The following is a 15,696-nucleotide window of genomic DNA, read 5'->3' as shown; positions in this document are numbered from 1 at the left end:
TTAAAAGGTTTTGGATTTGTACACATCACCGTTAAAATAATATTCCTCCTTGGTCAATTTTCCATTGACATTGTAGTACTTTGTTGCCCCATTTCTGGTATTGTTTGCGTAATTGATTTCTTCCTTCAAATTTCCATTTTCATGGTATTTAGTTACTAGCCCCTGAAGCACTCCGTATTGATAATTATAGGTGCCCTTTTTGTTGCCGTTTTCATAATAGGCGGTCAAAACGCCATCAAATTCATCTGCCTGGTAAGTCATCTCGCTTTCCAACTGTCCCGAGTAGTAGTATTCTTTATAAACGCCAACCAGATCGCCATACTTATATTCCATTTCGCGTGACACTTTGCCATTATCAAAATAAGCTTTTATTTTTCCAGTTTCATTTTCAATAGGAATCATTGGCACTTCTTTGCCATTAGTGTCCAAGTAGCTGTATCCAATTAGTCTGCCATATTCATAAATACGGATAAGTTGTAATTTGCCCGAGCTATCGTAAAAGAATTTTTTCCCATGGAGCTCGCCATATTCGTAATTGGTTTCATGGGATTGTACGCCGGTTTCAAAATAGGCTACCGACTTGCCCTCTCTTTTACCCCAAACATACATATGTTTTTCATCCAGTTTTCCATTATCATGGTAGTCTAGATACTCTCCATGCAGTGTGCCATCTCTAAATTGCTTTACCAAACTTTTATTGCCATTTGCGTAGTACCAAGTCCATTCACCGTCCATTTCACCATTGTTATACTGGCCCTGCAATAAAATGTTGCCGTAGTAATCATAACTAGCATACTTTCCATGTTTTATGCCGTTGACATAATTTACGGTGATGTCGGTTTTTCCGTTTGGGAAGACATAGGTTAATGTAAAATCGTTTTCCTTTGGGCGATAATTGATTTCGCCTAAAGCATTACCCTGGTCGTCAAAATATACTTCAGAAAATAACTTTCCCATTTTGTAGATATAGGTACGTTCAAGCTTGCCATCCACCGCAAAAATCTCTTGTTTACCATGCAATTCCCCATTATGGTAAAAGTTGATTTCCTTCAAAGTCCCATCCATATAATAAATCCGCCATTCTCCCTGTGCCTGGTTCTTTTTATACCAACCTTGTTGTTCCATTTGGCCATTGGGATGATAACCTACATAATACCCCGAAAGTGAATCATTGACATATTGTTCTATGGATTTAATTTCACCATTATTGTGATAATTGATGTGCTCGCCAATGGCTTTATTGTCGTCGTATTCCCCTTTATTGGTTAATACTCCATTGTTTGAATAAAACTTCCAGAGGCCTTTTTTCCCACCTTTGATATCATAAATTCCTTCGGATAATTTAATGCCTTGCGGGGTAAAACCCGTAAACTCAAATTCACCTCCTTTTTTGCGCGCTTCTTTGATTACATTGCCTTCCTTATCGAAGTATTTATAAGCGATGACTTCACTTTTGCGATACAGATATTCATAGTGCAATTTTCCATCCCTGTCATAATATTTTGACTCACCTTCCAAGTTGCCCTTATTATAGGTCTGATCGCGTTCTAAAGTACCGTCTCTATAATAGATTTTGAAGGGGCCGTTGTAAAAATTATCCGCGCTTACGCCTTCCTTCCATAAATTACCGTTGGAATGGTATAATTTATAGGGGCCATTTAATTCGCCATTGGCATAGCTGATTTCTGAAGATGGTTTTTTATTGTAATGGAATTTCTTTTCCACGCCATGTCTTTTACCATTTTCAAAAGGGATTTCGGCATACACATCGCCGTTGGCATAATACTCGGTGGCCATTGATTCCACATCGCCTTTTTTATAAGGGATATGCCATTCTAAAAGAGATTCGCCAACCTTAAAATAGGATTTGTAAAGGCCATCCAATTCACCAACCTTAAAAAATTTCTTTTCAATTAGGGCACCCTTTTCATTATAAAGAAGATACTCGCCTTCCAACTCGTCATCTTTGAAAGTTGTGACGATATATGGTTTGCCATTTTCAAAAAAGTGAAGGTTCTCACCGTTCAATTTACCATTTTGATATACTGCGGTTTCCATAATGCCACCCTTGGGGTGGTACCAGATCCATTTTCCATCGCGTTCGCCATTTTCGTTATAACTTCCTTCGGAAGACAACTGCCCATCTTCATTATAGATGTACCATTTGCCCACTGAGGTTTCTCCATTCATTTTCCCGACAGCTTGTGTATAATTGTTAAAGTAATAATTAACAACTTCTTGGGTTTCACCCTCAAACATTTGGTGGTCAGTTTTCATTATGTCGCGCCATTTATCATAAAACTTCCCAATAAAATCTACTATACCTTTTTCATTGCTTTTGACTGTCTTGGCGTACTTTTCATTTTCTATGGGATAACAAAGTGTATAAATGAAATTTTCAAATAAATCGTTTTCTGCAATCCATTTATACAATGGGATATATTTTTGGTCCCAAAAACCACCATTGCCCTCAACCTCATCAATTTGTTGCAATAAGGCATGATTTTGTTTGGTCAATGCAATTTCAATCCTATGGCCGGTTTTATATTTCTTGTTGAGCGCTATCCTATTGTTCAGAATTAAATCCAGTTCATCAAAAGCCTCGTCATCTGGAGAAATTTCAAAATCGGGATTGGCCTCATTCTCATTTCTATCCCCCACAACATTGTTGAGCGATTGTAAAATACTAAAGGCATTGTCCTCATCAATGATCAGAAGTAAATACACATTAAAACACATCAAAGCTTGGGTCATACGCTCCTGTTTGTAGCAAATATTTCCCAGTTGCAAATGCGGACGGCCATAAGTAGGCTTTAACCGGATGGAGGCCTTGTAGTTTTTAATGGCCTTTTCCAACTCACCAGCTTTTTCATGTGCGAGGCCTTTATTGAACCATAATTCTGCATTTTTTGGGTACCTTTTTAGGGCCGTTTTATAAACTTCAACCGCCTTGGTATACTCTTCCATTAAGGTCAAGGTTAACCCTTTGTTGATGTAAAAGGAAAGGTTGACGCCGTCGCAATCCATGCCAAGGCCTTCATCAATAGTTGCAATGGCTTTGTCGTATTGCTTTGAATTTAGAAGATAATAGGATTTAGACACCAAAACATCACAATACGAAGAATCGTTCTTGCTAATTGTGTTGAGTCGTTCTACATTTTTCCTATAATCTTCGTCTTCATCACCGCTGGAAAGTTGTTCGTAAATGTCGTCTAAATCGATAAAGGGGATTTTGTCTTGTGCGATGACTTTAATTGAACATAAAAGCAGTACAGTGAGGGCTAAAAGGTATTTCATTTGGAGTATTTAACGTCAGAAAATTACGAATTTTTTAATGGATAACACTGAGATTTACACCAAACGTATTATTTTTTTGTTGAACTACATGATTGTAATGGGGAATAGAATAACTCCACACATGATACAGCGGAATTTCTAGCTTTAAAGACGTCATTTCATCTCGATTTAAATCACTCAAAGGCTTATTGAATTTACGTTTTGAAAGTGTATTTCTTTCGTTTTGATAAGCTGAATTAATGATGGCTGTCATTTCTAGAAATTTCCCAAAAGTAGATTCCAAATCGTACAAACTGAAAATGGCATTTTTCTTTTTTACCCACGAGTTAGCCAGTGTTTTTAATTCTGAAGTTGAAATGGGATTATTGTCATGAAATAAAGTGCCATTTTTTAATAGAACGAATTGCAACTCTGGTTTTTGATCACCGAAGAACGTGAAATATGGAGGTGGCGGGGGAGGTGGTGGAATGTTGGCCAAGTGTCCTGGACGATAAGTATCATTTTCATTGAAAGGAGGTAGTCTTTTATTTAATAATTCATAGTCATAATATAGTCCAAGGGAGTCTTGATAACTAATACTGATATTATTTATAAAACTGATTTTTAAGCGATTAACCCTTTTGTGTTCAAATAATATTGACTCTAGGTCTTTCATGCCTGTGGATTGGTCGATGAACAAAATACTACTTGGAAAAGGACTTTGTTCTTCATGGTAAGTGTAGTGATGTCCGATATGCAAGAATTCTGGTAAATCAGTTAATTTAGAATGATTTCCATTTAGTTGCAGACTAAAGGCGTTATTGTCCAAACGTTTCCCGTAATGCAAATAACTATTAGGTGCGGTGGAATTTATTTTATCAAATTTAAAGTATTTGGAATTTGTTTTGGGTAGTTCTATCTTAATTAATGGGTCGTCCCACCACCATTTAAAAACACTATCCTTTTCATCTTTAACATATGCTATTTTATTAACGTAAATAGTATCCTCTAACTTGTTTGCAGGTATTTCCCAACTATTGAATAATAGCTTTTTAGATTTAATTTTTAGGGGGAATTTGTGCCAATGTTCAAAATACCAATAATTGAATTTAATAGAATCATTTTCAACATAAATACTGAATGGATAATCTAATTCATTGTTTTTAAGCCTTAAGGGGTCCAGTCGCCATTTACCTTCATATTGCTTCGAATCATCGCATGAAATAACTAGAGATGCTAAAACTAGGATTAAAAAGGCGTGTTTCATCGTGGCTAGAATTTAAGAGTATAGCCACAATAAAGATACCAAAGTTACCCTCTAAACAAAAAGAAATCATCTTTCATGTGCTCAATCCTATTATCTTGATTGGAGATGATATAGTCAATGGCCAAAGCAGTGAATTCTTCCCCTTTTTCTGTTAGGGAAACAATGTTTTTATTTAGCTTGATCATGTTGTTTTTTAAAGCCAAATCCAAAACGGTTTTAGAGCGTACCTTTTGCCAATTGATGTGTTCGTTGAGGTGGTTCACGTGGCGTTCGCGCTCTTCGGTGTGATTCTTTAAATGGAGCAAAAATGTGAGCAAAGACACTTCCGTACGTTGTTGCTTCTCGCGATACATAACGGCAATAACCCCCCTATTTGGCGCGAATAAATACACGGTTAAAAATAGCAATCCCAGCATGGTGGTTATCGAACCAGCAATGGAGGCGTCCAGCCAATGCGCCACCCAATATCCGGAAATAGCACTAAGAACGCCAAAGCAAATGGCGTAAATCAGCATACGTTTTAGTTCATTGGTTAACAAATAGGCCGTAGCCGCAGGTGCAATCATCAAGGCTACAACCAAAATAGCACCAACAGCATCAAATGCCCCAACAGTGGTTACGGACGACACCGTCATTAAGCCATAATGAATGGCCACGGGTGAAAACCCCAAGGAAGCGGCTAATCCGGCATCAAATGTGCTTACTTTTAATTCTTTAAAAAAGGCAAAAAGCAATCCAATGGTGAGGACTAAAATGCAACCAATAATCCAGAGGGATTTTGGCCCAACATCTGTACCCGCAATGATAAGTCTGTCAAAAGGGGCAAAGGCCAATTCGCCTAATAAAACGGCATCCACATCCAAATGGACATCATTGGCATTTTTGGCAATCATAATCACACCGATGCTAAACAACGCCGGAAACACTAAGCCAATAGCTGTGTCTTCCTTTACTAATCCTGTTTTTTGAATGTATTCCACTAAAACTACCGTCAATATTCCTGTCAAAGCGGCAAGTAGTATCAATAGTGGTGAATTTAAATCATGTGTAATAAAAAAGCCAATCACAATCCCAGGCAAAATGGAGTGGCTAATGGCGTCGCTTATCATGGCCATTTTCCGTAGTACCAAAAACGTTCCTGGGATAGCACATGCAATGGCCACCAAACTAGCAATCAATTGTATTTCCAGTTGGGCACTACTCATTGTTGTCGTTTTGCTGATTGTACAAATTGGATGCGGCCTTAAAGCCTTCCTTGGTCAAACTCCACATATCGGCATCTAATTTCACATAATTTTTCCGCACTAATTTTTGTAGGGTACTTTTCGTGTAGCCTTGAAAGTTGTTCAAAATTTTAATGGCGTGCGGATGGGAAATGTTCTCATGCGTTTCTGCAATATGGTACATAAAAGCTAAGGTTTTATGTAATTGCAAATCACGTCGGTTTTTTAAAAATCGTATTTGTTTAAATAGTAAGCCACGGCTTGGGGAAAAAATAAAAGAAACCAAAACGAATATACTTGCTACAATAACAATGACTGGTCCGGTGGATAAATTGTTTTGACTGGCACTAATAGCGGTGCCAAACACCCCGGAAAAGGCCCCAAACAAAGCGGCCAAAAATACCATTACGCTTAAACTGTTTGTCCACTGCCGAGCGGCCGCAGCCGGCGCCAAAAGCATGGCACTCATGAGCACAACACCAACGGTTTGCAAGCCCAGAACAATGGCCAAAACTATAAAAGATGTGATAAGAATATCAATCACTTTGGTATTGAAACCAAGCGTTTTAGTGTAATCCGCATCGAACAGCAGGATTTTAAATTCCTTCCAAAATAGCAAAAGGACAAAGAGGCAAATGCCTGTAATGATAGCCATTACCCATACGTCATATTCAACAAGGGTTGCCGCTTGGCCAAAAAGATATTTATCCAATCCTGCTTGATTGGCATTGGGCTGTTTTTGAATAAATGTCAATAACAACATACCAAATCCAAAAAACAAGGATAATATCAGGCCCAAAGCCGTATCGGACTTTAGGTGCGTTTTTTTGATGATTCCGCGAATCCAAAAGGTACCGATAAGGCCACTTATCAGTGCTCCCAATAATAGAACATTGCTGTCTTTAGTGCCCGTCCATAAAAAGGCAATGGCAATACCTGGCAAGGCGGCATGTGAAATGGCATCGCCCAAAAGACTTTGCTTCCGAAGTACCGCAAAACTGCCCAACATACCGGTTACGGCTCCCAATATGGCCGTGCCTAAGGTAATAGTTCTTAGGGTATAGTCTGTGAAGACGAGTTTTATGTATTCGGTTATGTCCATAATTCCTGAGAAAGCAAGAATCTCTTCCTTTTTCGCCTTATCAAATTTCTGTCACCCTGAACTTGTTTCAGGATCTTCTTTTTTGTTTTTAGACCTACAAGGTTTTTAAAACCTTGCAGGATATTTTTGAGTTCCCCCTTTGGGGGTTAGGGGGCTTCGCTTTTACTCCTGCACGCTCACCTTATAATTAATGCCATAGGTTTTGGTGAGGTTATCATCATTAAATATGTCCTTTACGGGGCCGGTAGCAATCTTTTTCACATTTAGAAAAGTAACCCAATCGAAATATTCAGGTACGGTTTGCAAATCATGATGCACTACAATAACCGTTTTTCCTGCTTTACGCAATGCTTTTAAAATATTAATGATGGCGATTTCCGTAGAGGCATCCACGCCTTGAAACGGCTCGTCCATAAAATAAATTGAGGCATTTTGTACTAGTGCCCTTGCCAAAAAGATACGTTGTTGCTGTCCCCCGGAAAGCTGACTGATTTGCCGATTTTTAAAAGGGAGCATTCCAACTTTTTCAAGTGCCTCCAAAGCGGCCTTTTTCTGTTGCTGCCCGGGTCGTTTTATCCAGCCCAAACTGCCATAGGTGCCCATCATCACAACATCTAATGCAGTAGTTGGGAAATCCCAGTCGACACTTCCTTTTTGCGGAACATAAGCTACCAATTGTCTTTGCTTTTCGTAGGGTTGGTCGTAAATACTAACGCTTCCTGCAATGGGTTTTAATATGCCCAAAATAGCTTTGATAAGTGTAGATTTACCGGCGCCGTTGGGGCCAACAATAGCCATAAGTACCCCTTCGGGGATTTCCAAATCGATATCCCAAAGTACGGGTTTGTAGTTGTAAGCTACAGTGAGGTCATCTACTTTTACGGCTGTTTTGGTCATTCCTTTGATTCTGTTTTAGTCTGCGCTTTAGAAATAAACTATAGTCACAAAATTACCGAGCTTTGGAAGGCACTCGCGGATTTGTAACTAATAATTATTGTTTTTGATATTTTCTCTCTCTTTTTCGAAAGATTCTTTTAATGATTCCAATTCTATTTTTTTCTCAGATGTGGTCAATTTCGTGTCCCCCTTAATTTTTTCTTTCAGGGAATTGTATCTTTCCTCTAGAGTTTCCAAATGATCGTTTGAACCCAAAGCGTGTAATTTTAATTCTCTCATAGTTTTGGTTTAACTTTTTCAAAAAGGCCAATGTTTTAACCCTTCCGTCCTTCGGACACCTTCCCTTGAAAAGGGAAGGATTTGTTCTGTTTTCTTTTGAAAATTCTTTTCACACTCTAAATTTTTAAAGCAAGAGTAGGGTTCCTCCCCTTAGGGGAGGCTAGGTGGGGCTTCTTTTCTATTTTAACGCATCCACAATCGTATTCACATTATACCTAAACATACCAATATAAGTGCCCTCAATGGCCCCTGCATCGCCAAGGGCATCGGAATATAAAGTACCTCCGATCACTACTTCATGGCCTTTGGATTTTACCGAGGCTTGCAGGGCTTCAATCGTGCGTTTGGGTACCGAGCTTTCTACAAAAATGGCTTTTACCTTATTTTCAATAATAAAGGCGGACAGCTTTTGAACGTCCTGGACTCCAGCTTCTGTAGCGGTAGACAAACCTTGTAAACCTACTACTTCAAAATCGAATGCCTTCCCAAAATAGTTAAAAGCATCGTGTGCCGTTACTAAGATACGCTGTTCTTTGGGTAATACATCGATTGTATCGTAAAGTTCTTTCTTTAGCTTATTTAATTTCTCGACATAGACTTTTCTGTTTGATGCGAAAACATCTTTTTTTTCCGGAACAGCTTCTGATAGGTAATACTCTACGAAATCAGCTGCTTCTTTCCAATAATCTATATCGAACCAAATATGTGGGTCATAATTTGAAGCGAAATAATCCGAACCAATCAACGTGCTTTTATCCAAAGTACTTGATATTGCAATGGTTTTCTTGTTTTTCATTTTTTTGAAAACTTCCACCAACTTACCTTCTAAATGCAAGCCGTTGTAAAAGATAACATCAGCGTTGGCTAATTTAGTAACATCACCTTCACTAGCTTTATATAAATGTGGATCTACCCCACTACCCATCAACCCTTGTACATTAATCAGGGTATCACCAATATTTTTCACCAAATCGGTTATCATCGTAGTGGTGGTCACCACGTTGATTTTGCCGTTGTTCTTCTTTTCGCTTTTGCAACTGAAACAGATAAGAACGAGAATTAAGCTTATTACTATTTTCTTCATTATAAGAGACCTCTGAGAGGTTAAATTTAATTTAAAGTATAGCGTAATCCAAAAAACAATCGCCTGCCTTGATTTGGCGCATACACGTATGACGGATCAAAGGTTAAAGCATACGGGTTGTCGGGTGTTGGAACAACGTTGCCTTCATTGTCAAATTGCACATTTTCATCAAACGGATCATCGGAACGAGCTATTATAAAGGGGTTACCGTCATTTGGGGTCCAATCCAAAATATTTTTTACACCGGCATAGAACTGCATTTTCGCATTGCTTTCATAGGTTAACTGAATGTTTTGAATGCTCCAAGTTGGGGAATATTCGCTTCTTGGGTCCAATTCGCCCAAAAGCGGTAATCGCATGGGGCCGTAAATATTTCCGGTGTAATCGATGGTCATTTTGGTAGGGTAATGTTTGTAGGATAATGACCAAACCCCAGTAAAACGTTCTGTTAAAATCTGACGCGTCCTTACGCCATTTTCTTTTTGAGATACATCCTGAAATGTTGCGCCAATGGAGGCGTTAATGCCACTGCCCAAAACGGTATCAATATTTAAGCTTACTCCTTTGGAGGTAGAGTTGCCGTCCAAATTATCATATATGATGAGGTTGGGATCGGTATCATAATCCGGGATAATGGCATTGGTAAAATAGGTGTACCAGGCAGAAGCATCCAGCGTAATCAAAAAGCCGTTTGCCGTATAAAACTTCTTCAGGTAATTGAGATTGACATTATAGGACTGTTCGGGCTCCAAAGCTTCGGTAATCAAAACATCCCTTGCACCTGTTAGGGCCGCATGGTCCTCGGTAAATAAGTTGACAACCCGAAATCCGGTGCCAGCATTCACCCTAAAAATGTCGTTTTCGGTTGGTTTAAAGCGATAAGCTATTCGGGGTGTTAAAATTGAACCGTGGCGGTTATCATAATCATAACGCAAGCCCAATAACAAATTTTGATTTTCACCGAGTTTGATTTCATCTTGAACAAAAACCGATGGAATGATGATCTCATCAGCTTGAGTCGTAGCCGTCGTATTATCATCATAAAAATTATACCTGGTTGCCAATCCGAACAAAAGATCGTGCCTTTCCAGAGGTTTGTCCCAGATGAGTTGCCCAAAACCAATGCGCTGTTGTGCGGTGTATTCAGTATCACCGTAAAACGAATCCTGGTCATGATCTGAGTATGAAAACTGAAAATTCACCTTTTCGGAAATAGGCAATTGATAGTTCCCGATAATTTCAAAACGGGAGGTGTAAATACTTTCGCCATACACGTCTGTACCTCCCCTAAATTGTTTGTCCCATTGCATTTCGCCTCCCCAACGGTCTTCATAAAAGTATCGCCCTGCCAATGAAAATAAACGGTTGTTATTACGTTTGAAACTCCATTTTTGAAACACAGAAATTCGATCCTGAAGGGTTACGTCCGTAAAATTGTCATTATTGTCGTCTATGGCGTTGGAATACTTGTAATAATTGGCTCCCAGCAATACATCGGCCTTTGACCCAACTCTTGACTTAAAGCCTAAATCGAAATTGGCCTCACCCCAGCTGCTCACAAAGTTGTCTATGAAAAATAGAGGGGCATGTTCAGGAAGTTTGGTTATAATATTAATCAACCCACCAACGGCCTCGCTGCCGTAAAGCGATGATGCGGGGCCTTTGACCACTTCCACTTGTTCAATCAATGAATTGGGAATCCCAGACAAACCATAAACCGTAGAAAGTCCACTCACAATGGGCATCCCGTCAATCATCACCAAAGTATAAGGGCCTTCCAATCCGTTTATGTGAATATCACCGGTATTACAGACATTGCAATTCAGCTGTGGACGTACGCCGTTAACATTCTGCAAAGCCTCAAAAATATTGGGGGTTGGGTTTTTCTTAAAAAAAGTAGGCGAGTACACTTCAACGGGCACAGGACTTTCCAATCGTGATACGGCTTTTAAGGTTCCCGTAACGATGACTTCGTCCAACAACTCAGATTCTGGTAAATCGAAGTTTATCGTTATATCTTCAGAGGCAACGGCTATTCTTTTGCGCTGTGTTTGATATCCTGTAAAAGACGCTATAATGGTGTAAGTGCCCCTCTTAACATTCGTGATTTTGAAGGTGCCGTTATCCCCCGAAACAGCCCCCATATCAGTACCTTTTAAATAAATATTTACGTAGGGTAACGATTCTCCATCTGAAGTAACTACTCCAGAGATGCTCTGGGCATTAACGGAATAAACTAAAACAATACAACATAAAGCCAGAATGTTCCTCATCAATATATTTTTTGCAAATATAAAACATATTTTAGATTAGTCTAAAAATAAATTTAAAGCTATAATTATTATATATTTGTACAATCAGAAATGAAGCTATGATTACCCTTACTGAAGAGAACTATATTAAGGCTATTTACCATTTGGGAGAACAAGGAGCTCGCACTGTAAGCACCAACGCCATTGCTCAAGAAATGGAGACCAAGGCTTCCTCGGTTACCGATATGGTGAAAAAACTTTCGGAAAAAGGATACGCCAACTATACCAAATATAAAGGGGTAGATTTGACCGAAACAGGCAAAGATATTGCCCTAAACATCGTCAGAAAACATAGGCTTTGGGAGGTGTTTTTAGTGGATAAACTGAATTTTTCCTGGGACGAGGTACATGAGATTGCCGAACAATTGGAGCACATAAAATCTAAAAAACTAATTGCCCAATTAGACGCTTTTTTAGAGTACCCCACGCACGACCCTCATGGGGATCCTATTCCAGACAAAACCGGCAAGTTCAAAAAGATTGATAAAATTCTGCTATCAGAAACGAAAGTTGGCGACAAATGTATTTGTGTTGGTGTTGTGGATTCTTCTCCAGATTTTTTAAAATATTTGGACAAGCATAAAATTGCATTGGGTTCTTCTTTAAACATAATCCATAGAGAAGTGTTTGACAACTCTATTACTATTGAAGTTGATGGAAAATCACTTGTGATTTCAAGTACTATCGCCCATAACCTTTATATAAAAACAGTATAGTTATTCCGTTTTAAAACGCACCTGTCTTTTTATAAACTCAGGAAACTCAGTAATTGGGGTGATGGTCATTTCCTTGTAGTAGCATTCTGCTGCTTCTGATTGAATTTGAATTTGCCCCTCTGTCAAAGGCTTGTTGGTTTCAGGGTTAATCGCATTTTCCACTACCATTACGATTTCGCCGTTTACCACATACACAGCATCGTTACCAACAGCGTAAAGCTCTAAGTGGTTCCAATTGCCATGAGGATTCTGAGGTTCTAAAAAGGCATGTATATACCCCTTGCCTTCAAAATAAGTATCTAAATTGGGATTGTACTGTTTAGTTTTGGCACTGCCGTCTCCTCTAATTTCAACTTTTGGGGCGTCAACCTTTGGGTTGGCCCTATTACCGGATAAAGCGATGAAGTCTCCAAGGTCTGTTTCCTGTACCTGAAATTCCAAACAGGTTTTCCAAGTATTCCAAAACCTACCATAATCGCCATAACTATGGAACAAAATGCCACTGTCCTTTTTTCTTAGAAGTCTAGGCTCCCATTTTTTATTGCCCCATTTAAACAGGGTGCTAAAATGGTAATTGCCAAAGCTATCTTTTGTGGTAATACTTCCGTAGATTTCACCACTGATATTCAATATCGTTTCGCCATTAATATTGGTGGTGGTAAAGACATTTTTTATATCATTATTCAATCCTAAAGGTTCACCCTTTGTAACATCATCCGATTGATAAGTATCTTCGGGTAAGCCCACTACTGTAATATGCGGTACACCGATAAATTTATTGAAATTAGTTAGGTTGGCATCTAGTAAGTTTATACTTTTTTGGTTTTCCTGTGAAAACGAAAAAGCTGTGCCTATTAAGCAGAGAACAAAGAGTGCAGTTTTTTTCATTGGAGGGAAAGTGGTTAATTATTTATTAAAAAAAAAGTTTTATTTACACCCACAATCATCATTTCCACATGCTTTTTCAGCTTTAGGTTTTTTAAAAAAGAACTTTTTAACCAAAAACGACACTGCTAATAATACAGCTGTAAATACTAAAATATTTTGAATTAGATCATTCATGATATTGTTTTTATTCCCTCCTTGAGGAGGGTTAGGGAGGTGTTTTGGATATCAAGTTTAGTATTCAGAAATACACCCCTAAATCCCCTCAAGGGGATATTATTTCAAAAATTGGAACGCTATCAAAGCTACAAGATACGCAAAACTGCTCATAATCACCAGTTGCAAAACAGGCCATTTCCAACTGTTCGTTTCTTTTTTAACTATGGCGAGGGTACTCATACATTGCATGGCAAAGGCGTAAAACAGCAATAAAGAAATCCCTGAGGCAAAATTAAATAATGGCCCTCCCAAAATCGGGTTCACCTCTGCAGCCATTCTCGTTTTTATAGTGGCTTCGTCGTCGCTACCCACACTGTATATGGTGGCCAAAGTACCCACAAACACCTCTCGCGCGGCAAACGAACTTACAATGGCAATCCCTATTTTCCAATCGTAGCCCAACGGCTTGATGACTGGCTCAATCGCTCTCCCTGTAATTCCGATAAAGGAATGCTCCAATTTATGAGAAGCAACTTTTTGCTGTAATTCCTCATCGTTTAAATTCTGTGACGCGTACTCAGTCTTCACAATGGTTTCGGCATTGTTAAACTGTTCTCCAGGGCCATAGGACGCCAAGAACCAAAGGATAATGGATATTGCCAAAATAATTTTCCCTGCCCCAAGCACAAATGATTTGGTTTTTTCGATGACCGTTAAAGCCACATTCTTAAACATGGGCAACTTGTAATTGGGCATTTCAATCACAAAAAAGGATTTACTTCGGATTTTTAAAACCTTGTTTAAGATTTGTGCGGATAAAATAGCCGTACCAAACCCAATAAGATACAACAACATTAAGGTCAAAGCTTGATAGCTCAGTCCAAAAAAACGACCTTCAGGAATAACCAAGGAGATAATAATCAAATATACCGGTAATCGTGCAGAACAAGTAGTAAAGGGCGTAACCAAAATAGTAATCAAACGTTCCTTCCAACTTTCGATATTCCGTGTGGCCATAATGGCCGGAATGGCACAGGCTGTACCAGAAATTAAAGGCACCACACTTTTACCGCTCAGTCCAAAACGGCGCATAATGCGGTCCATCAAAAACACAACGCGACTCATATAACCACTTTCCTCCAGTACGGCAATAAAAAGAAACAAAAAGGCAATTTGAGGAATAAAAATAACAATCCCGCCCAATCCAGGAATAATACCCTCGGCAATCAAATTGGTAAAGGCTCCCTTGGGCAAAGTATTTTTCACCCATTCGCTCAAACTCGCAAATGCGCCGTCGATAAAATCCATAGGCACTTCGGCCCAATCATAAATGGCCTGAAAGATGGCCAATAAAATCACCCCAAAAACGACATAGCCCCAAACCTTATGGGTTAAAATCCTATCTAATTTAATTCGTAAATCCTTGGCTTGGCTCAAATCGATGGTCTGCCCTTTGCCCAAAGCTTCATTAATAAATTGATAGCGTTTGATCGTTTCTTTTTGCTGTAAACGTTTTAAATCTGCTTTGCTTTTCGTTTTAAAATCAGCAACGGCATCAAATTCCTTTCGGCTGGTTTTGCCGAAGTTTACATCCTGTGTAATCACTAACCACAGCTTATATAGCAACTGGTTTGGAAATGCCTTTTTTAGATTACCGAAATAAGCCGGATCAATTGTAGTAGTGTCCAAACAGGGTTTTACCGAAATCTCTTTGTGATTGGCAATCAAATCTTTAAGAGTGTCGATTCCCTCATTTTTTCGAGTACTGATTAGCGCAATTTTGGTACGGAGTTTTTCCTCCAAGTAGTCAATATCCAGCGAAATCCCTTTATATTTCATACGGTCCGCCATGTTGATGACCAACAACGTCGGGATTTCTAAATCCTTTATTTGAGTGAAAAGTAATAGGTTCCGCTTCAAGTTTTCCACATCGGTAACCACCACGGCAATATCAGGGAAATCCTTGTCATTACGGTTCAACAACAGCTCGATAACCACATTTTCATCCAGGGAAGACGCGTTGAGGCTATACGTCCCGGGTAAATCAATAATGTGCGCCTTCACCCCACGGGGCAATTTGCAGACACCCTCCTTTTTTTCAACCGTAATCCCGGGGTAGTTGCCCACCTTTTGGTTCAAGCCCGTAAGCGCATTAAAAACAGAGGTTTTCCCCGTATTTGGGTTCCCGATTAAAGCAACGTTTATCTGTTTACTCATGCGTTACTTTTTCAATTAAAATATGTGAAGCCGTTTCCTTTCTTATGGCTAAGTGCGTGCCGTTTACATTCAAATACATCGGGTCCTGAAAAGGCGCCACCTGTACCAACTCCACGGAGTTGCCCGGCAAACAGCCCATTTCCAACAATTTTAAAGGAATGTGAATCGACGAAACATCAGTAATTACTGCATGTTCACCGCGTTTTAAATGTGCCAAAGTTTGCTTCAAGCTTATTTAGATTGATTTTAAAGAAGCAAAAATAAGCCAAAAGTTTAGAA

General features: G+C 39.1%; 12 protein-coding genes. 1 reads left to right on the top strand and 11 read right to left on the bottom strand.

The window, feature by feature from the left end; genetic code table 11:
* From ACFSR8_RS09975 to ACFSR8_RS09940, 8 genes are all read right to left on the bottom strand, one after another.
* Nucleotides 1-3,297, bottom strand: coding sequence for a tetratricopeptide repeat protein (locus ACFSR8_RS09975; protein ID WP_380291579.1), 3,297 nt, complete (start codon nucleotides 3,295-3,297; stop codon nucleotides 1-3).
* Nucleotides 3,298-3,331: 34 nt separating this feature from the next.
* Entirely contained in the window at nucleotides 3,332-4,543 is a 1,212-nt protein-coding gene (locus ACFSR8_RS09970; protein WP_380291577.1) for a hypothetical protein, read from the bottom strand.
* Nucleotides 4,544-4,587: 44 nt separating this feature from the next.
* Nucleotides 4,588-5,748 carry a metal ABC transporter permease gene (locus ACFSR8_RS09965; protein WP_380291575.1) on the bottom strand — a complete coding sequence of 387 codons (1,161 nt, stop codon included), beginning with the start codon at nucleotides 5,746-5,748 and terminating at the stop codon, nucleotides 4,588-4,590.
* Nucleotides 5,741-6,868: a metal ABC transporter permease gene (locus ACFSR8_RS09960; RefSeq protein ID WP_380291573.1), complete on the bottom strand. Its 1,128-nt coding sequence runs from the start codon at nucleotides 6,866-6,868 to the stop codon at nucleotides 5,741-5,743. The genes ACFSR8_RS09965 and ACFSR8_RS09960 overlap by 8 nt, the downstream gene beginning before the upstream one ends.
* A 162-nt stretch (nucleotides 6,869-7,030) precedes the next feature.
* A complete protein-coding gene (locus ACFSR8_RS09955) occupies nucleotides 7,031-7,765 on the bottom strand; it encodes a metal ABC transporter ATP-binding protein (RefSeq protein ID WP_380291571.1) in 735 nt (244 codons plus the stop codon).
* Between the two features lie 87 nt (nucleotides 7,766-7,852).
* Nucleotides 7,853-8,044: a hypothetical protein gene (locus ACFSR8_RS09950; protein ID WP_380291569.1), complete on the bottom strand. Its 192-nt coding sequence runs from the start codon at nucleotides 8,042-8,044 to the stop codon at nucleotides 7,853-7,855.
* A 178-nt stretch (nucleotides 8,045-8,222) separates the two neighbouring features.
* On the bottom strand, nucleotides 8,223-9,128 hold the full coding sequence (locus ACFSR8_RS09945; protein ID WP_380291567.1) for a metal ABC transporter solute-binding protein, Zn/Mn family: 906 nt from the start codon (nucleotides 9,126-9,128) through the stop codon (nucleotides 8,223-8,225).
* Between the two features lie 26 nt (nucleotides 9,129-9,154).
* Nucleotides 9,155-11,401: a TonB-dependent receptor gene (locus ACFSR8_RS09940; protein WP_380291565.1), complete on the bottom strand. Its 2,247-nt coding sequence runs from the start codon at nucleotides 11,399-11,401 to the stop codon at nucleotides 9,155-9,157.
* Between the two features lie 98 nt (nucleotides 11,402-11,499).
* Here ACFSR8_RS09940 and ACFSR8_RS09935 point away from each other — a divergent pair, with 98 nt between their 5' ends.
* Entirely contained in the window at nucleotides 11,500-12,156 is a 657-nt protein-coding gene (locus ACFSR8_RS09935; RefSeq protein ID WP_380291563.1) for a metal-dependent transcriptional regulator, read from the top strand.
* On the opposite strand, the gene ACFSR8_RS09930 is transcribed toward ACFSR8_RS09935, so the two are convergent.
* The 3 genes from ACFSR8_RS09930 to ACFSR8_RS09920 form a co-directional block, all read right to left on the bottom strand.
* Nucleotides 12,157-13,044: a 3-keto-disaccharide hydrolase gene (locus ACFSR8_RS09930; protein ID WP_380291561.1), complete on the bottom strand. Its 888-nt coding sequence runs from the start codon at nucleotides 13,042-13,044 to the stop codon at nucleotides 12,157-12,159.
* Between the two features lie 273 nt (nucleotides 13,045-13,317).
* Nucleotides 13,318-15,417: a ferrous iron transport protein B gene (gene feoB / locus ACFSR8_RS09925; protein WP_380291559.1), complete on the bottom strand. Its 2,100-nt coding sequence runs from the start codon at nucleotides 15,415-15,417 to the stop codon at nucleotides 13,318-13,320.
* Nucleotides 15,410-15,646, bottom strand: coding sequence for a FeoA family protein (locus ACFSR8_RS09920; RefSeq protein WP_380291557.1), 237 nt, complete (start codon nucleotides 15,644-15,646; stop codon nucleotides 15,410-15,412). The genes feoB and ACFSR8_RS09920 overlap by 8 nt, the downstream gene beginning before the upstream one ends.
* Nucleotides 15,647-15,696: the final 50 nt, after the last annotated feature.

It is taken from the genome of Hyunsoonleella rubra, assembly GCF_042684665.1.
Taxonomy (GTDB): Bacteria; Bacteroidota; Bacteroidia; order Flavobacteriales; family Flavobacteriaceae; genus Jejuia; species Jejuia rubra.
The sequence above is the reverse complement of the archived record's forward strand: the minus strand, read 5'-3'. Positions and strand labels throughout refer to the sequence as shown.